This is a genomic window from Kluyvera sp. Awk 3 (genome assembly GCF_028069715.1).
Classification (GTDB): Bacteria; Pseudomonadota; Gammaproteobacteria; order Enterobacterales; family Enterobacteriaceae; genus Kluyvera; species Kluyvera georgiana_A.
The window spans coordinates 1-19,785 of sequence record NZ_JANEWH010000092.1; the positions used below are offsets into that span (position 1 = coordinate 1).

The 19,785-nt window shown below is 54.2% G+C and carries 20 protein-coding genes, 1 pseudogene and 1 riboswitch; of the genes and pseudogenes, 9 read left to right on the forward strand and 12 right to left on the reverse strand.

Going from position 1 to position 19,785, the window contains the following annotated elements:
* Nucleotides 1–28 precede the first annotated feature (28 nt).
* Nucleotides 29–820, forward strand: coding sequence for a DNA-binding transcriptional regulator KdgR (gene kdgR / locus NNN71_RS17285; protein WP_064544768.1), 792 nt, complete (start codon nucleotides 29–31; stop codon nucleotides 818–820).
* Nucleotides 821–870: 50 nt separating this feature from the next.
* On the opposite strand, the gene NNN71_RS17290 is transcribed toward kdgR, so the two are convergent.
* On the reverse strand, nucleotides 871–1,110 hold the full coding sequence (locus NNN71_RS17290) for a YobH family protein (RefSeq protein ID WP_064544772.1): 240 nt from the start codon (nucleotides 1,108–1,110) through the stop codon (nucleotides 871–873).
* Between the two features lie 168 nt (nucleotides 1,111–1,278).
* Here NNN71_RS17290 and mgrB point away from each other — a divergent pair, with 168 nt between their 5' ends.
* The 5 genes and pseudogenes from mgrB to rlmA all read left to right on the forward strand — a co-directional run bounded on the left by mgrB (nucleotide 1,279) and on the right by rlmA (nucleotide 3,880).
* A complete protein-coding gene (gene mgrB, locus NNN71_RS17295) occupies nucleotides 1,279–1,422 on the forward strand; it encodes a PhoP/PhoQ regulator MgrB (RefSeq protein WP_163448005.1) in 144 nt (47 codons plus the stop codon).
* Between the two features lie 72 nt (nucleotides 1,423–1,494).
* The gene (locus NNN71_RS17300; RefSeq protein ID WP_163448006.1) at nucleotides 1,495–1,788 is read left to right on the forward strand and encodes a YebO family protein; all 294 of its coding nucleotides are present in this window, start codon (nucleotides 1,495–1,497) and stop codon (nucleotides 1,786–1,788) included.
* 756 nt (nucleotides 1,789–2,544) lie between these two features.
* Nucleotides 2,545–2,689 (forward strand): annotated as a pseudogene (locus NNN71_RS17305) (DUF2627 domain-containing protein).
* A gap of 12 nt (nucleotides 2,690–2,701) precedes the next feature.
* Nucleotides 2,702–2,911 (forward strand): transcription antiterminator/RNA stability regulator CspE, encoded by a 210-nt coding sequence (gene cspE, locus NNN71_RS17310; RefSeq protein ID WP_001062678.1) that lies wholly within the window; start codon nucleotides 2,702–2,704, stop codon nucleotides 2,909–2,911.
* 171 nt (nucleotides 2,912–3,082) lie between these two features.
* A complete protein-coding gene (gene rlmA, locus NNN71_RS17315; protein ID WP_167575590.1) occupies nucleotides 3,083–3,880 on the forward strand; it encodes a 23S rRNA (guanine(745)-N(1))-methyltransferase in 798 nt (265 codons plus the stop codon).
* Here rlmA and mntP read toward each other — a convergent pair.
* The 5 genes from mntP to manX form a co-directional block, all read right to left on the reverse strand.
* Nucleotides 3,877–4,449 carry a manganese efflux pump MntP gene (gene mntP, locus NNN71_RS17320; protein WP_167575591.1) on the reverse strand — a complete coding sequence of 191 codons (573 nt, stop codon included), beginning with the start codon at nucleotides 4,447–4,449 and terminating at the stop codon, nucleotides 3,877–3,879. The two genes, rlmA and mntP, sit on opposite strands and share 4 nt — an antisense overlap.
* A gap of 17 nt (nucleotides 4,450–4,466) precedes the next feature.
* Nucleotides 4,467–4,629: riboswitch (yybP-ykoY riboswitch) on the reverse strand.
* Between the two features lie 198 nt (nucleotides 4,630–4,827).
* Nucleotides 4,828–5,286 (reverse strand): DUF986 family protein, encoded by a 459-nt coding sequence (locus NNN71_RS17325; protein ID WP_065356793.1) that lies wholly within the window; start codon nucleotides 5,284–5,286, stop codon nucleotides 4,828–4,830.
* A gap of 54 nt (nucleotides 5,287–5,340) precedes the next feature.
* On the reverse strand, nucleotides 5,341–6,192 hold the full coding sequence (locus NNN71_RS17330; RefSeq protein ID WP_064544784.1) for a PTS mannose transporter subunit IID: 852 nt from the start codon (nucleotides 6,190–6,192) through the stop codon (nucleotides 5,341–5,343).
* 12 nt (nucleotides 6,193–6,204) lie between these two features.
* Complete coding sequence (gene manY / locus NNN71_RS17335) at nucleotides 6,205–7,005, reverse strand: PTS mannose transporter subunit IIC (protein WP_064544786.1); 801 nt, start codon at nucleotides 7,003–7,005, stop codon at nucleotides 6,205–6,207.
* 61 nt (nucleotides 7,006–7,066) lie between these two features.
* Complete coding sequence (gene manX, locus NNN71_RS17340; RefSeq protein WP_163449283.1) at nucleotides 7,067–8,035, reverse strand: PTS mannose transporter subunit IIAB; 969 nt, start codon at nucleotides 8,033–8,035, stop codon at nucleotides 7,067–7,069.
* 455 nt (nucleotides 8,036–8,490) lie between these two features.
* Here manX and yoaE point away from each other — a divergent pair, with 455 nt between their 5' ends.
* Nucleotides 8,491–10,050, forward strand: coding sequence for a CNNM family cation transport protein YoaE (gene yoaE, locus NNN71_RS17345; RefSeq protein WP_167575592.1), 1,560 nt, complete (start codon nucleotides 8,491–8,493; stop codon nucleotides 10,048–10,050).
* A 34-nt stretch (nucleotides 10,051–10,084) separates the two neighbouring features.
* On the opposite strand, the gene NNN71_RS17350 is transcribed toward yoaE, so the two are convergent.
* From NNN71_RS17350 to pabB, 4 genes are all read right to left on the reverse strand, one after another.
* The gene (locus tag NNN71_RS17350; RefSeq protein WP_271458992.1) at nucleotides 10,085–11,641 is read right to left on the reverse strand and encodes an EAL domain-containing protein; all 1,557 of its coding nucleotides are present in this window, start codon (nucleotides 11,639–11,641) and stop codon (nucleotides 10,085–10,087) included.
* Between the two features lie 136 nt (nucleotides 11,642–11,777).
* The gene (sdaA, locus tag NNN71_RS17355; protein ID WP_064544793.1) at nucleotides 11,778–13,142 is read right to left on the reverse strand and encodes an L-serine ammonia-lyase; all 1,365 of its coding nucleotides are present in this window, start codon (nucleotides 13,140–13,142) and stop codon (nucleotides 11,778–11,780) included.
* 164 nt (nucleotides 13,143–13,306) lie between these two features.
* Entirely contained in the window at nucleotides 13,307–13,885 is a 579-nt protein-coding gene (locus NNN71_RS17360) for a CoA pyrophosphatase (RefSeq protein WP_163449280.1), read from the reverse strand.
* 2 nt (nucleotides 13,886–13,887) lie between these two features.
* On the reverse strand, nucleotides 13,888–15,243 hold the full coding sequence (gene pabB / locus NNN71_RS17365) for an aminodeoxychorismate synthase component 1 (RefSeq protein ID WP_271458993.1): 1,356 nt from the start codon (nucleotides 15,241–15,243) through the stop codon (nucleotides 13,888–13,890).
* Between the two features lie 91 nt (nucleotides 15,244–15,334).
* Between pabB and NNN71_RS17370 the strand changes: the two genes are divergently transcribed.
* Both NNN71_RS17370 and NNN71_RS17375 read left to right on the forward strand, forming a co-directional pair.
* Nucleotides 15,335–15,514, forward strand: coding sequence for a YoaH family protein (locus tag NNN71_RS17370; RefSeq protein ID WP_163449278.1), 180 nt, complete (start codon nucleotides 15,335–15,337; stop codon nucleotides 15,512–15,514).
* A gap of 3 nt (nucleotides 15,515–15,517) precedes the next feature.
* Nucleotides 15,518–16,240, forward strand: a complete 723-nt coding sequence (locus tag NNN71_RS17375; protein ID WP_271458994.1) for a phosphodiester glycosidase family protein — start codon at nucleotides 15,518–15,520, stop codon at nucleotides 16,238–16,240.
* A gap of 30 nt (nucleotides 16,241–16,270) precedes the next feature.
* On the opposite strand, the gene NNN71_RS17380 is transcribed toward NNN71_RS17375, so the two are convergent.
* Both NNN71_RS17380 and NNN71_RS17385 read right to left on the reverse strand, forming a co-directional pair.
* Nucleotides 16,271–18,268, reverse strand: a complete 1,998-nt coding sequence (locus NNN71_RS17380) for a heparinase II/III domain-containing protein (RefSeq protein WP_271458995.1) — start codon at nucleotides 18,266–18,268, stop codon at nucleotides 16,271–16,273.
* Nucleotides 18,268–19,506, reverse strand: a complete 1,239-nt coding sequence (locus NNN71_RS17385; RefSeq protein ID WP_249023116.1) for an alginate lyase family protein — start codon at nucleotides 19,504–19,506, stop codon at nucleotides 18,268–18,270. The genes NNN71_RS17380 and NNN71_RS17385 overlap by 1 nt, the downstream gene beginning before the upstream one ends.
* Nucleotides 19,507–19,785 lie beyond the last annotated feature (279 nt).

The following is a 19,785-nucleotide window of genomic DNA, read 5'->3' on the forward strand; positions in this document are numbered from 1 at the left end:
TTATAAAACAGTTGCGATGAGGTGATAAATGTCAGCAGCAGATTTGGACAAGCAGCCAGATTCTGTCTCTTCGGTACTAAAGGTATTTGGTATCCTGCAGGCGCTTGGCGAAGAACGCGAAATTGGCATTACTGAACTTTCGCAGCGCGTCATGATGTCGAAAAGCACCGTTTATCGCTTTTTGCAAACCATGAAGTCTTTGGGTTATGTTGCCCAGGAAGGGGAATCTGAAAAGTATTCGCTGACCCTGAAGCTTTTTGAACTGGGTGCGCGGGCGTTGCAAAACGTTGACCTGATCCGCAGCGCGGACATCCAGATGCGTGAGCTCTCTCGTCTGACGAAAGAGACCATTCACCTGGGTGCACTGGATGAAGACAGCATTGTTTACATCCATAAAATTGACTCCATGTATAACCTGCGTATGTATTCCCGCGTAGGGCGTCGTAACCCGCTGTACAGTACGGCTATTGGTAAGGTTCTGCTGGCCTGGCGTGATACCGCCGAAGTTCGCCAGATCCTTGAAGGCGTTGAGTATAAGTGCAGTACCGAGCGCACGATTGCCAACACCGATGAGCTGATCACCGTTCTGGAACAGGTGCGCAAGCAGGGCTACGGCGAAGATAACGAAGAGCAGGAAGAAGGGCTGCGCTGTATCGGCGTCCCGGTGTTTGACCGTTTCGGCGTGGTGATCGCCGGTTTGAGTATCTCTTTCCCCACGCTGCGTTTCTCTGAAGAGCGCTTGCATGAGTATGTGGAGATGCTGCATACCGCAGCGCGTAAAATTTCGGAACAGATGGGCTATAACGACTACCCGTTCTGATCGCGAAATAAAAAAGCCCGGTATAGTACCGGGCTTTTTTTTGTCTGCCGTTAACCTTCGTCGACGACGCTGGCCGTTTTACGCAGCAGCGGGCAACTGGGTCGCCCGACCACGCCGTTATCGCCGTGGAGGTAAAATGCGGTGCTAAATCCCTGGGCCGTCAGATACTTACATTGTAGCCCAAGGCCTCCAGCGGTCTTCTGGCTACCCGCCAGTACACCATAGCCGCTCAGCAGCACACCTATCGCAATGATGACCAGGCAAACGATGATCCTGATTAACAGGCGCATAATAAATCCTCTTCTATTATTTCTCTCATGAATACTACCGTAACGTGATTACGGATTGACACAAGTCTATGATTCCTAAAAGCACAAGATGCCGTTACAGTTAGCCGCGGTTTAAGGTTAGCATGCTAACCTGGTTGTATCTGAATAAGAATTCATGCGGAGAGTGGAGTGAAAAAGTTTCGGTGGGTATTACTGATAATCGTGATTGCTGCCTGCCTGCTGCTCTGGACACAAATGATCAACGTGATGTGCGATCAGGATGTTCAGTTTTTCAGCGGGGTTTGCAGTATTAACCGGTTTATACCCTGGTAAAACATTTTTGCCGGCAGCATTTCCTTCCGTGATGTGAGTGGTAGAATAGATCGTTCCTTTTGAGGTGGTAAAATGAGTGATCTTGTAAGTTCTGGGGCATTAAATCTGGCATCTCTGGCGTTATCCTTCCTGCTGCTGTTAGTCGGTCTGGTTCTGTGGTTCTTTGTGAACCGCGCCAGTTCTCGCGCTAACGAGCAAATCGAACTCCTTGAATCGCTGCTCGATCAGCAAAAGCGTCAAAATGCGCTGCTGCGTCGTTTATGTGAAGCCAATGAGCCAGAGAAAAAGGAAGAAGAGGCGCCGCAGGCAGAAAACGGAAAAGAAGACGACAAAGACGATTTCATTCGCCTGGTTGCCGAACGATAATAACTTTATGTGATGACTCCGTGCAGCCTGCGTCAGGCTGCCGGACTAAATGCTGATGCACTGCCCTGGTGCATATCCGTGTCTTCCCTGCCAGTCTCTTATCTTTGCGTGCGTTGGTTGCGGTGTTGCGCAAACATCAGTCAGTGTTAGCGTCGATCTTCCATCCCGGTAGATTACATAACAGTATGTTATTGTTATTCATGACTCATTGACGGGTATTATTTCTAGTCGAAATATTATCGCTCGTAATAATGTTGTAGCGGTGCTTAATATTCATGCGAATCCGCTTTGCATAATCCACACCATAATAGCGAAACGTTTTTATTGCGTTGTTATGAGGCAATGTCACAAAACGATCATTATTTTGGTGCAAAATAACGCGAGCTATTTACCGAATCTCTTCGAAGGGCATCATGTGGTACGAATGGACTTATAACCGGCCATCAAAATGACAGCTGAAAAAGTTATAGTGAAATTAATCTAAAGATATAAATTTTTTGCTCATAGTAACGACATTCTGGACGCGGAAAAAAAGTTGGTCTATGTTAAAAATGTCTTACGTTACCGTAAGCTAGGTCACGTTTGCGGCATGCTGCTAGCCGCCCGTCAGCGTTTGCTCTTAGGCGTAAAAGCGCCCATGAGCAAATGATTTGTTGGGATTTGTGCGGCCGATCGAGTCACGTTTAAAAATGGCTTGCCATTATTTACGTTGTATGTGATAACACGTTTTGGGTTAAACGAGGTACAGTTCTGTTTATGTATGGCATTATCAGTAAAGAAGTTCTGAGTAAACACGTTGACGTTGAATACCGCTTCTCTGCCGAACCTTATATTAGTGCCTCATGCAGTCATGTCTCAGTTTTATCTATGAAAACGCCTGCGGGCGCAGAAAACACTCTAAGGAATTTTGCAAATGGCAAAGATTAAAGGTCAAGTTAAGTGGTTCAACGAGTCTAAAGGTTTTGGCTTCATTACTCCGGCTGACGGCAGCAAAGATGTATTCGTACATTTCTCTGCAATCCAGGGTAACGGCTTCAAAACTCTGGCTGAAGGTCAGAACGTTGAGTTCGAAATTCAGGACGGCCAGAAAGGCCCAGCGGCTGTTAACGTAACCGCTATCTGATTCGACACCCACTGATCTTGCGGCGCGCAAGCGCAACATTATCAGACATAAAGCCTCGCGTTTGCGGGGCTTTATCATTTCAGCACCATCTGCTTTAAACCCTCACGTCGCCTTCCGTCCGTGCCAGAATAGCGGTACACTTTCGCCCTTTGTTATCCAGCCGGAGTTGTTATGTCCTACAGTTGTCCGCTCTGCCACGCGCCGCTTACGCGCAGCGGCAATAGTTACCTTTGCCCACAGCGTCATCAGTTTGATCGGGCGAAAGAGGGCTACGTTAACCTCCTGCCGGTGCAGCACAAACGTTCTCGCGATCCGGGCGATAGCGCCGAGATGATGCAGGCGCGCCGCGCCTTTCTCGATGCTGGACACTATCAGCCGCTGCGCGATGCCGTGAGCGAAAAGCTGCGAGCCATTAACCCGCAACAGTTGCTGGATATTGGCTGTGGGGAAGGTTATTACACCCACGCGTTTGCCGCGCTGGCGCAGGAAACGTGGGGGCTGGACGTGTCAAAAACGGCGGTCCGATTTGGCGCTAAGCGCTATCCGCAGGTGAATTTTTGCGTCGCATCCAGCCAGCGTCTGCCTTTTGCTGACAGCAGTATGGATGTGGTGATTCGTATTTATGCTCCCTGCAATCCCTCCGAGCTGAAACGAGTGGTGAAACCTGGCGGGTGGGTCATCACAGTGACGCCGGGGCCACGTCATCTCGTGGAGCTAAAAGGGCTTATCTACAACGAAGTGCAGTTGCATGCGCCACACTCAGAAGTGATTGGGGGATTTACGCTCGAGAGCCACGACGCGCTGGCGTACCCGATGCAGTTGACCGGCAATGAAGCGGTAACGCTATTGCAGATGACGCCGTTTGCGTGGCGAGCGAAGCCGGAAGTGTGGGAAACGTTGCAGCAGCAGACGCAGTTTGGTTGCCAGACGGATTTTGCCATTCACGCCTGGCGTCGCGAGGAAGACTAGCCCATATAGTGCGCGTAGAGGATCTGCGCGCCGATGGCGATAAGCACCACCCCGCCCAGAATTTCGGCCCGTTTGCCAAGCAGCGGGCCAATAAAGCGGCCAACCATCATACCCAGCGTCGACATCATAAATGTGGCGCAGCCGATGGCAAACGCGGTGGTCAGAATATTGACCTTCAGGAATGCCAGCCCAACGCCGACAGCCATCGCATCAAGGCTGGTGGCAATTGCCGTCGTGACCAGCAGCCAGAAGCCGTGACGACGTGGCGCTTCTTTTTCTTCTTCGTCGTCGTCATTACCGCGAATACCCTCGATAATCATACGCCCGCCGAGGAACACCAGCAGAACAAACGCCACCCAGTGACTCCATTCCATCACAAACTGGCTGGCTAGCATGCCCAGACCCCAGCCAATCAGCGGGGTGAGCATTTCGATAACGCCAAAGATCAGACCGGTACGCAGCGCTTCAGAGAATTTGGGTTTATGCAGGGTGGCGCCTTTACCAATCGATGCAGCGAATGCATCCATCGACATACCTAAGGCAAGGAGGATAGTGGCGGTTAAATTCATGAGCGTGTCCAGACCGGGAAGTTTCCATACGACACATTCCTGCCCCCAGTAATCAGCAGTAATGCGTCTATGGTCTCGCTTGACTACTGATGTAATCCGTACGCACCACGTTTTGCAACGAGTATGTTGACACGTACATTTCCAGCTAGTGGAAATCAGCTACTCCCCAACGACGGGCGCAACCTTAACATATTTTTAGAATATAAAACAACTCTTGCTATTGTATATTTCGCCTTTTGATGATAACGATTTTCATTTAGATTTATTGCGTAATCAAGAGGTTAATAAATAGGGCAGGGTTTGTGGGAATAAACATAGCCAACGCTATAACTCTGCTGTGTGAAAATAATGCAGTTATAGCGATGGCTATATTTTAACTCATTGATTATTGATGAGAAGGTTGTAGATCTTTTCGAGGTCATCAATATTTTTGACCCGAACAAGAAGACGGCGCTGTTCTAATTGCATCACCAGCACACCATCCTCGGATAAATTCATTTTTTGGATTCGGCTGTATTTAATCCACGCATTGGCGAAGAAAAAGCCTTCCGTTTTGAAAATAATCTTCGGGCTACGGATCCAGAAGAGATAAAAGCCCATCAATGCCAGCGTGCATAATAACCACGTGGTGATTATTTCCCCGTGATGAGTGACGTTGTTATAAACCAGAATGACAATCAGCACGACGAAGATAACGCTGTCCACGCGTCCAGGGCGCAGCAGGGGAACCGAGAGCAGGGTAACGCCATGACGGCGGGGCATAATGAACTGGTCGTAAATGGCGAATGCCAGAAGCGCGAGGATGAAAAGAACCAGTATCAGATCCGTTATTGTCATTAAGCCTCCAGATAAAAAAAACCGGGGGCAGAGGCCCCCGGCGTACAGCAGATATTACAGACCCAGCAGGCCGATTGCGTAGCCCACGATACCGATGACGAAGAAGCCAACGATAATCCACAGGGCGTTCACTTTCTTACGCAGCAGCCACATACAGGCGAAGGTCAACAGCAGCGGTACCAGGCCCGGCATCAGCTGGTCGAGGATAGTCTGCACGGTGGTGACGCGAGTCTGGCCATCCTGACCGGTGATGGTTGATACCACCAGCGGGATGTTCACGTGCGTCCACTTGTTCACCAACGCCCCCATGACAAACAGGCCGAGGATGGATGCCCCCTCAGTCAGTTTCTGCAGGAAGCCGCCGCCCATATCTTTAACGATATCGATACCTTTACGGTAGCCGTAAGCGACGCCGTAGTAACGGGTCAGCAGACGGACTGCGTTAAACAGGATAAAGAACAGCAAAGGACCCAGCAGGCTGCCGCTCATCGCGATACCTGCACCCAGCGCAGCGAATACCGGGCGAACGGTACCCCAGAAGATCGGGTCACCCACGCCTGCCAGCGGACCCATCAGACCAACTTTGATACCGTTGATGGCACCATCGTCAATCTCTGCGCCGTTTGCACGCTGTTCTTCCATCGCCAGCGTAACGCCCAGTACTGGAGCGGCTACGTACGGATGGGTGTTGAAGAATTCCAGGTGACGCTTGATAGCCTGTTTACGCGCATCGTTGTTCTCTGGGTACAGGCGTTTGATCGCCGGAACCATGGAGAAGCAGAAGCCCAGCGCCTGCATACGTTCGAAGTTCCATGAACCCTGAAACAGGTTAGAACGAATGAACACGCCACGAATGTCACTCGGAGTGAGTTTTTTCTCGGTGGTAGTTTTAGTCATATCAACCATTTCGCTCACCTGTTAGTCCAGTTCGTTGTCGAGATCGTTATTGCCAGCTGCCTGAGCTGGGGCACCGGCTACGCGGTTGTATTTCGGGCTCAGCTGGATGTAGAGGATTGCCATTACTGCGCCAATCACACCCAGAGCAACCAGGTTGAAGTTAGTAAATGCCGCGGTGACGAAACCGAGGTAGAAGAACGGCATCAGGTAGCCTGCGCGCATCATGTTGATAACCATCGCATAACCGACTACGACGATCATACCACCGGCGATGTTCAGACCGCTGGTTACCACTTCCGGAATCGCGTTCAGCATGCCCTGAACTTCGCTGGTGCCGACAGAAACAGCGACGATAACCGCCGGAATAGCGATACGCATTGCCTGCAGGAACAGGGAAGAGACGTGCAGCCAGGAGAGCGCCGTCAGGTTACCGTTTTCCGCCGCTTTATCCGCCGCGTGCTGGAATGCCACGGTGATAGTACGAACGATGATGGTCAGAACCTGGCCTGCAGCGGCCAGAGGAATCGCCAGCGCGATACCCGCACCAATGCTTTGGTGACCGGCGATAACCAGAACGGTAGAGATAATTGAGGCCAGGGCCGCATCCGGTGCAACTGCCGCACCGATGTTCATCCAACCCAGTGCGATCATTTCAAGGGTACCACCGATGATAATACCGGTTTTCATGTCCCCGAGAACGGCACCGATCAGCGTACAGGCCACCAGCGGACGGTGGAACTGAAATTCATCAAGTACCGACTCCATACCCGCGATACATGCGACGATGAACACCAGCACAATCTGAAGAGTGGTAATCTCCATTGTACTTCTCCTATTGCTTATACAGACTTAAGTGTGAAAGCTAAAAAACGGGCCAGAGCGGTTATTTTTCCGCTTTGGCAATCAGATCCATCATTTTCAGTTTCTGATCGGTGGAGACCTTACGGGCTTCCAGCTCGATACCGCGCGCGTTCAGTTTCTTAAACGCTTCGATATCTTTCTCATCAACGGAAATGGCGTTATTCACCTGAGTTTTACCTTGACGGAAAGCCATCCCGCCGATGTTGACGCTGGTGATTTTCACACCGCCTTCCACAACACGTTCCACTTCTGTCGGGTTAGTGAACAGCAGCATAACGCGTTCGCCCGCATATTTCGGGTTGTTGTAGACGCGGATCATTTTAGCGACATCGACAACGTGTGCCGTTACGCCTGGAGGAGCAACCTGAGTCAGCAGCGTTTTACGCACGGTATCAGCAGCGACTTCATCGCTGACGACAATAATGCGGGTCACGTTCGTCTCTTTGGTCCAACGGGTCGCAACCTGGCCGTGAATCAGACGGTCATCGATACGCGCCAGACCGATCACCATGTAATCGTTCGGGCCCATTGGTTTCGCTGGTGCAGCGGCTTTCGGCGCAACAGGTGCTGCGACCGGAGCGGCTTTTTCAACCGGTTTTGCTTTCAGCGCTTTTACGCCTTCGCTACCGGTTTCAACGGCCAGAGCGACCAGTTCGTCGAAGCTCGGGTTATCATCACGGGCCATGAAGGTTTCGACCAGCATCGGGACGTTGACGCCAGCAATCACTTCATAGTTTTCTTTATCGACAACAATACGGCTTGCCGCATTGAACGGGCTACCGCCCCAGGTGTCGACCAGGAACAACACGCCTTTGCTGGTATCAAGCTTGGCCAACTGCGCGTTGTATTTTTCGATTAACGTTTCTGCATTCTCGCCAGGCACGAAATCGATCCAGCCAACATTCTCCTGCTCACCCAACAGCATCTCTGCTGTTTTCAGCAGTTGTTCTGCTGCCCAACCATGTGTGCCTATAACAATAGCAATCGTCACTTGCTACCTCCTTTTATTATCGTGTGCATCAGTAGGTCTGATACATTTTGAGCCGATGTCGTTACCGAATCGATTCAGACAAGGGTTAGAGAGATAAACCAATAATTACCGAGAATTATTTTAGACAGTGAAAGAATAATTAATGTGATGAAGATCCGTAATTTAGTTAAAGGTCGGCAATTATTTCAGGCTGCAAAAAATTACCTTACATTTTGCAAAGACTCGTAAATCTCTGCCAAAAAGTCATTTATTTTTGCTATGTTGTATATCCGTTTAATCACACAGGAGTATAGGGCATCAGCCCGTAGTATGGATCGTCACCGACGCCTTTTCGCAATCAACCGCTCTTGCGGCACACTTCCTGGCCTTGCGCGCCACGCTTTTCTATCATCCGGTATCGTCTCGCTTAAACATGACATAGCGATGACTCGTCACGTCTCTTGTTGGAGTGGTTTATGGAACTGTTAATGGACCCGTCAATTTGGGCCGGATTGTTGACGCTTGTCGTTCTGGAAATCGTTCTCGGTATTGATAACCTGGTCTTTATCGCGATCCTTGCCGATAAACTACCGCCTAAACAACGAGATAAAGCCCGTCTTATCGGTCTGTCGCTGGCGCTGATCATGCGTCTGGGACTGCTTTCCGTCATTTCGTGGATGGTGACGCTGACCGCGCCGCTGTTCAGCGTATGGGGGCAGACCTTCTCCGGGCGAGACCTGATCATGCTGGTGGGTGGTCTGTTCCTGCTGTTTAAAGCGACCACGGAACTGCACGAGCGTCTGGAAAACCGTCAGCACGATTCGGGCCACGGCAAAGGCTATTCCAGTTTCTGGGTCGTGGTTTTGCAGATTGTGGTGCTTGACGCGGTCTTCTCGCTGGATGCGGTGATTACGGCGGTCGGGATGGTGAACCATCTGCCGGTCATGATGGCCGCCGTGGTGATTGCCATGGGCGTGATGTTACTGGCGTCGAAACCGCTGACGAACTTCGTCAACCAGCATCCGACGGTGGTGGTGCTCTGTCTGAGCTTCCTGCTGATGATTGGCCTGAGCCTGGTCGCGGAAGGTTTTGGTTTCCATATTCCGAAAGGCTACCTGTACGCGGCGATTGGTTTCTCGATCATCATTGAACTGTTTAACCAGATTGCGCGTCGTAACTTTATCCGTCATCAATCGACGCTGCCGCTGCGTGCGCGTACTGCTGACGCCATTCTGCGCCTGATGGGTAACCGCAAGCCGGTGAGCGCGGCCCAGGAAGAAGGACACCAGCCGAACGTGCCGGTGCCGGAAGGGGCGTTTGTCGAAGAAGAACGCTATATGATTAACGGCGTGCTGACTCTGGCCTCGCGCTCGCTGCGCAGCATCATGACGCCGCGCGGTGAAATCAGCTGGGTTGACGCCGATCTGAGCGTGGACGAAATTCGCGAACAGCTGCTGTCATCGCCGCATAGCCTCTTCCCGGTATGCCGCGGTGAGCTGGATGAAATTGTCGGTATTGTTCGTGCTAAAGAGCTGCTGGTGGCGCTGGAAGCGGGTGAAGACGTGCTGGCGATTGCCGCGGCGACGCCGGCGATTATCGTGCCGGATACCCTCGACCCGATTAACCTGCTGGGCGTACTGCGCAGGGCGCGAGGGAGTTTCGTTATCGTAACTAACGAGTTTGGCGTGGTTCAGGGGCTGGTGACGCCGCTGGACGTGCTGGAAGCCATTGCCGGTGAGTTCCCGGACGCGGATGAAACGCCGGAAATTGTGGCCGATGGTGAAGGTTGGTTAGTGAAAGGCACCACGGACCTGCACGCGTTACAGCAGACCCTGGACCTCGATAATTTGGTCGATGAAGATAACGACTACGCGACCGTCGCGGGTCTGGTGATTGCGGTAAACGGTCAGATTCCGGCGGTGGGCGAGACGGTTGAACTGCCGTCGCTGCAAATCACCGTGACCGAAGCGAACAGCTATCGCGTCGATCAGGTGCGCGTCGTGAAGCTGGTTTCCGCACACGACGAAGAAGAGTAATACCCGGTAGCCCGGAGTCAATGTTGACGCCGGGCTAGTTTTTTCGGCTTTCCTGCTCAGCCAGCCACTGCGGAAAATCCGCCAGCGGCATCGGCGGCGAAAACAGATATCCCTGCAATAAGTGGACGCCGTGACGCTGCAAATACTGCGCCTGCTCGCGTGTCTCCACGCCCTCCGCAATCAGTTCGATATTCAGCCGTTGCCCCAGCGCGATAATAATGTCCGTGACCGTTGAGTTCACCGCATCGGTGCCGATGGCGCTGGTGAACGATTTATCAATCTTCAGTACATCGGGATGCAGCATCTCAAGCCAGGACAGGGAACTGTTTCCGGTGCCAAAGTCATCGATCGCCAGCTTGATCTGGTGATTCCCCAGGTCACTGCGCACTTCGTAGTTCACGTCATGCAGGGCATCGCGCTCGGTCAGTTCGACCGTTAGCTGCTGAATGGGGTGACAGCTAAACCAGTGTTGATGTAAGTCCTTCAGCAAGCGGCCGTTCTTGAAGTGCGGCGCGGCAACGTTAATGCCAATCTGGAAGTCACTGTCTTTGGGGAAAAGATGCAGTTTTTGCGCGGTTTCGCTAATCACATATCGAGTGAGCGGAATAATCAGGTTTTGCGTTTCGGCAATGGGAATAAATACGTCCGGCTCTACCCAGCCGACTCTGGGATTGTGCCACCTCAGCAGGATCTCGACGCCGACACAACGCTGCATCCGGGCATCCATCTGCGGCTGGCAGTACAGGCTAAACTCCTTGCCCGCGATCCCCATATTAATTTCCCGCGAGAAGCTGAGCCGCCCGGCGGTGGCCAGCCAGGCAATCCAGGTAAACAGCACGCTCATGATGATAGCCAGCGGCAGCTCGGAGACCAGATTGCGCAACGCCAACTGCTCGGCGCCAGGGCTGTGGGCGGTGACGCTAAAGGGAAAGGCCGTGGAGGCTCGGGTATAGACGTTGTCACCGTCGTTGATCAGCGCATCGGTAATGCCGGCCTCATGCTGAAAATGATGTTCACCCACGTTCAGACTGACGTGGCTAATCAGCGGAGGGGACGGTTCAAGGATAATATTGCTGATGAGATCAATGTTGATAGAGACCAGTACGCCATCCTGGCCGTCGGCAGAGGCCGGATACCATTGAATCAGTATCGGCGTTCCCTTCAGCAGGGAATGGTCGGTGGTTAGCTCAAGCAGCGGCTGGCTGGTCGGCAACTGCGGTTGCAGGGAATGGACGGCAACATCGCGCGCGCCCAGCGCGCTGGAACAGTACAGCTGACCCGATTTTATGAGTGCGATTGAGCGTACCGTTTGCAGGGTAACCGCCAACTTGCGCAACGGAAGGTGGATGGCCATACAGGGTTGGCCAACCAGCGCCAGCATCGCCTGTCGCTGGGTTTCCACCGGCTGTAATATTTTATTCAGGCGTTCGACGGAATGGAACGTCAGCGCATCGATCTGTTGCTGATTTACGCTACGCTGCGAAATAAATCGCGTCCCCAGGGTAAGCGCAAAGGCACCCACCGCGATAATCACACAAACAGCGATTCGCTTACGGAGATACTTCCTGATAATCCATTGTGCTGTTTGCATGTCCGATGCTCAGTGCGAATAGAGTGATATTGAAAATACCAGTGCTGCAAAGGCAAGTGTAGTGGCAAGCGAACATTGTGAGGGAAAAGAAGGGAATAATTCACCCACCCGTATTAGGGGTGGGTGAAAAGTGTGATTAGTCACACTGTACTTTAATCGCCAGGCCGCCGCGGGAGGTTTCGCGGTATTTGGCGTTCATATCTTTACCGGTTTCGTACATCGTCTCGATAACCTTATCGAGCGACACGCGCGGTTCACTGGTACGGCGCATGGCCATGCGTGCGGCGTTGATCGCTTTCACCGAGGCGATAGCGTTACGCTCGATACACGGTACCTGCACCTGGCCGGCAACCGGGTCACAGGTCAGACCCAGATTGTGCTCCATACCAATTTCCGCCGCCACGCAAACCTGCTCCGGGCTGGCGCCCAGCAACTCGGCAAGACCCGCCGCCGCCATCGAGCAGGCGACACCCACTTCACCCTGACAGCCCACTTCCGCACCGGAAATCGAGGCGTTCATTTTATACAGCGCGCCAATCGCCCCGGAAGCCAGGAAGTAGCGGATGTAGATATCCGGGGTGACCGGCTCGATAAAGTGATCGTAATAGGCCAGAACCGCCGGGACGATCCCGCAGGCGCCATTGGTCGGCGCGGTCACCACGCGGCCCCCGGCGGCGTTTTCTTCGTTGACCGCCAGCGCGAACATGTTCACCCAGTCCACGACGTTCATCGGATCGTGGGAGAGTTTGTCGCTGGACACCAGCATACGGCGCAGGGCGGACGCACGACGCGGAACGCGCAGTGGCCCAGGCAGAATGCCTTCGGTATTCATGCCGCGGTCGATACAGGCGCGCATGGTCTGCCAGACGTTGGCAAAGTAATCTTCAATTTCTTGTTTGCTGTGCAGCGCCAGTTCGTTCTGCATCACCATGCCGGACAGCGACAGGCCGGTTTCTTTGCAGTAGCCGAGCATTTCGGTGGCGGAGGCAAACGGATAGGGGACGGTTACCGCGTTGCTGGCTTCTTTGCCGAAGTGTTCTTCATCGACGATAAAGCCGCCGCCGATAGAGTAATAGGTTTTGCTGTATACCAGCGTATCGCCGGCCCAGGCGTGGATCTGCATGGCGTTCTCATGCAACGACAGGTTCTCGCTGCGAAAACGCATGCCGTCGTCCGCCGGGAAATCGACCTCTACGCGGCCATTGGCCAGCAGCAGACGCCCACGGGTTTCTACATCGCGGATAAACGCGGGTATCGCATCGATATCCACGGTATCTGGCTGGTTGCCCGCCAGACCCATAATAATCGCGATATCGGTATGGTGGCCCTTACCGGTGAGGGAAAGGGAACCGTAGACGTCGACGGCTACGCGCGTCACGTCATCAATCAGTCCCTTTTCGACCAGGTCATCGACGAACTGTTTGCCAGCCTTCATCGGCCCTACAGTATGGGAAGATGAGGGGCCAATCCCCACCTTGAACATGTCGAATATACTAATCACTTTAACACTCCTGACAGGGTTGCCGCGCCGTTGCGGCAACGATGTAATTACTGCGCATAGTGTATGAGGGAACCCGGCGTTCAGCTTAACTATTCACATGAATTTAACTAATGAATAGCCGTGATTTTACTAATACTGAAAACCGGTGGATATGATCAGTATAGTCAGGGCTTGAGGCCCACTTGTAGCGCCAGCTCACGAATGATGCCAGCGGTCATGCCCCAGACAAAATAGTGCTGATACCAGGAGAGCCAGACGCGATGCGAATTACCGCGGCGGTGGATGTCGAGAGGATGATAGCGCCCAAGACGCAGCGCTTCGGCCAGCGGCATCTCAAACACCGACGCCACTTCATCTTCGCTGGCGTGATAATGCAGATTCGGCGGAATAACGCCGACGACAGGCGTGACCTGAAAACCGGTGACGCTATCGACCGGCGGCAGTACGCCGATGATATCTACGCATTCTGGTGGGATCGCCACTTCTTCCTGCGCTTCACGCAGGGCGGCGGCAATCAGCGAGGCGTCGCTGCTGTCCACCGCGCCGCCGGGAAAGGCCACCTGTCCTGGGTGTTTGCGCAAACGTGCGGAGCGCTGCGTGAGCAACAGTCCGGGTTCCGGGCGACGGACGATGGGGATCAGAACCGCCGCCTGGCGGGCGTTGAGCGCCGAGCGGGTTGGCTGTGGGCGAAGTAGTTGAAAGCGGGAGAGAAAATCGTCCAGATCCAACGAACGGTCTGCCATGCTCAGGACTCCAGTTGATGTAAGATACGATTAACTTTATCAAATGTTTCCTGATATTCCGCATCTTCATTGCTATCGGCCACCAGCCCCCCGCCCGCCGAGCAGTACAGCGTGCCGTTGGTCGCCGTAACGGTGCGAATGGTGATACTGGTATCCATATTGCCACAGGCGCTGAGGTAGCCGATGCTGCCGCACCAGGCGTTGCGTCGATGCGGTTCCAGTTCGTCGATAATCTCCATGGCGCGTACTTTCGGCGCGCCGGTGATAGAGCCGCCAGGAAAAGCGGCGCGCAGCAGATCGCTGGCGTGCAGCGAGTCGGGTAGTTCCGCGGTAATGGTGCTCACCAGGTGATGCACAGCCGGGAATGGCTCCACCACGAACAGTTCCGGCACCCGCACGCTGCCGGGCGTCGCCACACGGCCAATGTCGTTGCGCATCAGATCGACAATCATCAGGTTTTCTGCACGATCTTTCGGCGAATAGGCCAGTTTCGACGCCTGAGCAGCATCTGCCTGCGGATCGTCCAGGCGAGGCAGCGTGCCTTTGATTGGCCGAGTCTGGATCTGTCGCTGATGAAGCTGAATAAAACGCTCTGGAGACAGGCTCAAAATCGCGGCGTCGGCAAGGCGCAGAAAGGCGCTGAACGGTGCGCGGTTGGCGCGGTTCAGCCGGACAAACGCCGACCATTCATCGCCCTGATAGGTGGCCTGAAAGCGCTGGGCCAGATTCACCTGATAGCAGTCGCCGCTACGCAGATATGCCTGCACCTGACGGAATTTCTCGCCGTACTGCTGGCGGCTCATATTGGACTGCCACGCCGAGGTGAGAGCGAAGGGGGCCGACGGCGGCGCAACCTGCTGCTGCAGCCACGCCAGACGAGCTTCCACATCGTCATAGCTCAGTAAGGTGACGACCTGACGCTGATGGTCGACAATCAGCGCCCAGTCATAGATCCCGACCGCCATGTCCGGCAGGGCGATATCGTGCTGCGCCCGCGTCGGCAGCTTCTCAAAACGTCGCCCCAAATCGTAGCCAAACAGCCCCACGGCGCCGCCGGTAAACGGTAAGTCAGCCAGCGGCTGGCGGGAGAATTCGCTGTCATCGAGCGCGTGTTGTAGCAGAGCCAACGGGTCGTCCGTCGATGACATGGCACCGCTCTGACCACTTACCGTGGTGGTATCACCGCAGGTGAGCAGCGTGGTACGCGGTTCGGCGACCACGATATCGTAGCGGCTGTGCGGGTGCTCGGCGTAGCCGGAGTGCAGCATCATTGCCCACGGTGAGGCGCTGAGCGGGGCGAAATAGTATTCCGCAGCGTCCTGTCGCCAGGGAAGCGTTAGGGTTGAAGGGTGTAACATCGTTATTCAGTCCAGCCAGGTCTGCGCTGCCTATGGCTAATAATCGGGCAGCATGAAATAATAAGCGCACACAATGTAGCAGGAGTAAATGATGTTTGCAGGATTACCTTCACTGAGCCATGAGCAGCAGCAGAAAGCCGTCGAGCGTATTCAGGAACTGATGGCACAGGGAATGGCGAGCGGCCAGGCGATTGCGCTGGTGGCTGACGAGCTGCGCGCGACGCATACCGGCGAACGTATCGTCGCCCGTTTTGAGGATGAAGACGAGTAAACGATGACCGTCCGTTTTACTCCGTTGCTGCTGGCGATAGCGCCGCTGGCAGCGGTCGCGCAGGATGCGTGCCAACTCACCGACCCCAAACTCACGCTGCAAAGCTACACGGTTGATGCTCAACACGAACGTATCATGATGTACTGGCGTAAGCCTGACGGCAAAGCCTATGACTCATTGCGTGGGCTGCTGGGTGAGATTAATCGTGATGGCCGTGTGCGGATGGCGATGAACGGCGGGATCTACGATAAAGCCTATGCGCCACTGGGGCTGTATATCGAAAATGGGCAGAAAAAGGTGGCGGTCAATCGCGCCTCCGGCGGCGGTAATTTTTTTATCAAGCCAGGCGGTGTGTTCTATTTACGCAATCAGCACGCGGGCATTGTCAGCCTTGATAAGCTGAAGTCCACGAAGGGAATGGACTATGCCGTACAATCCGGGCCGATGTTGATCGAAAACGGGGTGATCAACTGGCGGCTGAAGCCCTCCGCCAGTTCGCGCAAGTTGCGCAACGGTGTCGGCCTGACGGCGGAAGGGAAAGTGGTCTTTATGCTCAGCGAGCGGGAGACCAACTTCTATGACTTCGCCTGTTATGCAAAATCGCGCCTTAACGTACGGCAAATGCTCTACCTCGACGGCACCATCTCTAAAATGTACCAGCAGGGCGGTTCGATACCCTGGCAGTACCATCCTTTCGTCAGCATGATAACCGTAGAACAACGGTAAACGCGCCTTCCGTTTCCGGAAGGCAGCGGGTCAGAGAAGAATATCTGGTGGCAACGACGGGTCATCGTAGAGGGTGACGTGGGCGACACGTTCACCGCGCCAGAATGAGAGCTGTGTACCGATAGCCGTATGGTGCACGCTGACCTCGGTAAGTGGCGATTTCGTCGCCAGATCCCACAGACAGACAAATCGCGCCTGCGGCAGATGGTTGCGCATCACCAGATAGCTGAGGTCGCTTACCGCCGGGTTATCCGGCGCCAGCCCCTGCCACAGTTCGCCGTCGCCGGCCAGCCATAGCGCCACGGTATCGCCTTCACGGGCAAAATGGCGCGGCTGACAGCCATGCAACGGCGTCATGGTCGACTCCGTCATATGTCGCAGCGGACCACTGAGCGAGAAGGGCATTGGCGTACCGCTTTGATCGAGCGCCTGTGCGGCCAGATGCAGCGTCCAGTCTAGCTGCTGGCGGTGCGGGTTATCGACCATGGAGAGATCGATCAGCACGTCGTCCAGCCACAGCAGGCGACGGCGAAAACGCACTTCGCGCCAGGCCTCTTCGTCCCACTCTACGCGGGTATGGCTGTTAAGCTGCGGTGGGGGTTGCCCCCAATCCACTTCCGTATCCAGCCACAGATAATCATCGCCCATATGCCAACCCAGCACCGCCGCATTGGCGGGAGGTTGGTTGGTCTGATTCACCGTCAGCGTGTTATGGGTGGCGCTGTTCTTGTAATAGTCATAATGCATTTTGGCGCCGTAGCCGGTAGTGCCGAGATCCGGCAGCAGCCAACCGTTGCGCTGCCACAACATCAGGCTGAGCCTGTCGTAATGGTCATGCTCGCCGCCCCACGGACTGTGTTTAATCAGCACCGCCTGCTGTTGCTGCGGCCGACGCCAGAGCGTCAGACCCGCGCCTGGCGCAAACAGCGACTGCTGAGGGATCAAGTCCGGCGTGGTTTCCGGTAGCGGACTATCACGCCATAGCAGGGTTTCCCTTTCGTCCGGCTGCGCCTCGGTGAAGTGCAAAACGGCCGCGTACTGCGGATCGCGCCAGATAAACCAGGCGAATTCGTAGAGATCCCGGTGGTGCAGTTTCTCCTGGCCCGCGATGCAGTCGTTGAGCCGCGGGAAGGTGCCATCCGGCAGCAGCAGCGAGAGCGGGAAGCTGAGCATTTTCGGGTACCACGGGCCGTCGAGCAGGCTCCAGCGGGTGCCCCGCGCCAGTTTCTCAAAGGCGAAAAAGCCCTGCAGCGCGTAGTAGTGATAGTGTACTGAACCTTCGAACCACAGCCCTTCCGCCAGCAGGCCGTGCTCGAGCTGCCAGCGCAACCCATAGGGGGCATTGACGGCGAACTCCAGCAGATCTTCATCTTCCAGCACAAAACCCAGCACGCCCAACGCAGCGCTGATTTTCACTTCGTGGTTATGAATTTGCGGGCTGCGGTGCGCCTGCAAAAACGTCGCTGCGCAGCGCAGCAGGTTGCGGCTGATATGTTGCCGCTCGTCGTCGGTCAGGCTGTGCTGAATAAAATCGTAACCCAGCGCCATATCCAGAATGCAGTTGGCTTCACACAGAGTCTGGGCGTTCATCTTGCCTGGACCGTTGTGAGGAATCCCGCCGTGTATCTCATAGCCGGGATAGACGTCGGCGTAGCCCATCAGCAGGGTACGCACTTTATCGCGATAAGCCTCCTTTCCGGTGAGCTGCCACAGCAGCCCGAGCTGCTGACAAGCGCTGGCGTTACGGCCATTCATCTCTCGCCACCACGCGCCGTCCCACGGCTCGCCGCTGAAGGCTTCACCGTCGACCGGGCAACAATGGCGGTGCGGTGAGTCCGGCTGCCAGATAAGCCGCACCCCATGATGCGGGCAAAAATAGTACAGATTCCAGGTGGCAATTCCGCTTTGCGGAATACGCACCTCGGCGTCCAGCGCCGGTTGTGCATCCTTGATGAGCCGTTCAATCAGGCCGCTATTGCCGGCTGCACGTCTGGCAATATCGGACCATAGCCCAGAAAATTGTTTCATTATTGGTTATCCCTGACCTCTGTTGGCACATTAAGAGGGGCGATGAGCGTCGTGATGTCATCAGGATATTTTGCCCGCAGCCACTGGGCTTTCTCGCGGAACAACGCATCTTCCGGCCAGGCATGTGCGGCGGTTGCCATGTTACGCAGCGCTTTTTTATCGTCCATTTTGTCGAGGTCTTTCCACGGCCATGGGGTATCGCTATTGATAAATCCGGCGATGTATTGATAACCCTTGCGCAGGCTGTGATCGTCGAGGGTAAAGTTCCAGATATCGACGCCGGCTTTCTCACCCAGGCGACCAAGACGGCTGTAGGCATCGAGATTGAAGTTGCTGTAGTGCCACGGGCGGGTGCGCTCCAGCTCGGCCATCTGGCGGCCTTCCACGTCAAACTGCCCGGCAATACGCCGCAGCTGAGTCACATAGAGGCGTTTTTTAGCTTCCTCGGTTTTGCCGCTGAACAGGGCGAAAGTGGCGGCCTGCATATCAAAGTAGGTGCCGTGGTTGTTATGCCAGTTTTCTTCTTCGAAGCCATTCTGGCTGGTGGTCATCCAGTGATAAAAATCGCCGAACCACTGCTTCAACTCGCCAGTGTCCTTTTCGCTGAGCGCACCAGAAGATTGCAGAATGGCAATCGCGTCAACCACATCAACCAGCGCCCGGCTATCGATAATCCCGATGCCGCGACCGGTGTTGATTCCGGGTATCGCCTGGGCATGCTGAAGATTAGGCGTCATGCGGGTTTTCGGGTCGAGGAACCAGGTTTTAATCTGCTGCGCCGCTTTTTGCGCGTAGCGTTCGTCCTGCGAGAAGTACCAGGCCAGCGCCAGCGTTGAGACATCGTTACTCATCTTCACCAGACGGTTTTTATCGGTGGCATCACTGTTGGCGTCGGGGTTGGTTTGCCCATCTTTACGGATGTATGGCAGGCCGTCTTTGGTGTCTGGATTCGGCCACCAGTAAGGCGGGAAGCTGTAATAATCGTGCTTGTTGCCGCTGGCGGCGACGAGCGTTTTATCCATCACCGAAAATAGCGGGTGCTTCAGCGCAAGGTCTGCCTTTTTTAACAACGCGCTTTCGGCCTGCATAAAGAGCGGGTCTTTTGCCGCTATCTGCTGACGGCTGAAGGTCAGATCTTTCGCATCCAGCGTATACGGTTCGGCAGCGTACAGCGAAGCGCTGAGTCCGGAACAGAGTAAGGCAATGCCTAATATTCCTCGGCGTGGTATTGAACTCATAGTGATAACCCTTCTGCAAATATGAGAAAAGATAACAAGAGAACTACCCCATTGCGTATTTAACGGCACGCAAAAGGCAGGCTTTTTAATTAACAAAAATAAATGTGTAAATAGGATGGCGTGCAGTGTAAAAGACAAAGTGAATTTTTTTGTGATATTCATCATGCTTATTGCGATGGATAAAAAATGACGCATTTAATGCAATGACGATCACGATTTTGGCTGGTTTTCTACTTTTTTTGATTTAATCAATAATAAGTGTAAAATCATATCTTATTG

Coding starts and splice junctions, on each gene's coding strand:
- NNN71_RS17360 (WP_163449280.1), bottom strand. CDS start 13,885: ATGGCAGACCGTTCGTTGGATCTGGACGATTTTCTCTCCCGCTTTCAA.
- NNN71_RS17370 (WP_163449278.1), top strand. CDS start 15,335: ATGTTTGCAGGATTACCTTCACTGAGCCATGAGCAGCAGCAGAAAGCC.
- pabB (WP_271458993.1), bottom strand. CDS start 15,243: ATGTTACACCCTTCAACCCTAACGCTTCCCTGGCGACAGGACGCTGCG.
- NNN71_RS17350 (WP_271458992.1), bottom strand. CDS start 11,641: ATGCAAACAGCACAATGGATTATCAGGAAGTATCTCCGTAAGCGAATC.
- NNN71_RS17380 (WP_271458995.1), bottom strand. CDS start 18,268: ATGAAACAATTTTCTGGGCTATGGTCCGATATTGCCAGACGTGCAGCC.
- manY (WP_064544786.1), bottom strand. CDS start 7,005: ATGGAGATTACCACTCTTCAGATTGTGCTGGTGTTCATCGTCGCATGT.
- kdgR (WP_064544768.1), top strand. CDS start 29: ATGTCAGCAGCAGATTTGGACAAGCAGCCAGATTCTGTCTCTTCGGTA.
- cspE (WP_001062678.1), top strand. CDS start 2,702: ATGGCAAAGATTAAAGGTCAAGTTAAGTGGTTCAACGAGTCTAAAGGT.
- mntP (WP_167575591.1), bottom strand. CDS start 4,449: ATGAATTTAACCGCCACTATCCTCCTTGCCTTAGGTATGTCGATGGAT.
- yoaE (WP_167575592.1), top strand. CDS start 8,491: ATGGAACTGTTAATGGACCCGTCAATTTGGGCCGGATTGTTGACGCTT.
- NNN71_RS17290 (WP_064544772.1), bottom strand. CDS start 1,110: ATGCGCCTGTTAATCAGGATCATCGTTTGCCTGGTCATCATTGCGATA.
- rlmA (WP_167575590.1), top strand. CDS start 3,083: ATGTCCTACAGTTGTCCGCTCTGCCACGCGCCGCTTACGCGCAGCGGC.
- NNN71_RS17330 (WP_064544784.1), bottom strand. CDS start 6,192: ATGGTTGATATGACTAAAACTACCACCGAGAAAAAACTCACTCCGAGT.
- NNN71_RS17385 (WP_249023116.1), bottom strand. CDS start 19,506: ATGAGTTCAATACCACGCCGAGGAATATTAGGCATTGCCTTACTCTGT.
- NNN71_RS17300 (WP_163448006.1), top strand. CDS start 1,495: ATGAGTGATCTTGTAAGTTCTGGGGCATTAAATCTGGCATCTCTGGCG.
- NNN71_RS17325 (WP_065356793.1), bottom strand. CDS start 5,286: ATGACAATAACGGATCTGATACTGGTTCTTTTCATCCTCGCGCTTCTG.
- NNN71_RS17375 (WP_271458994.1), top strand. CDS start 15,518: ATGACCGTCCGTTTTACTCCGTTGCTGCTGGCGATAGCGCCGCTGGCA.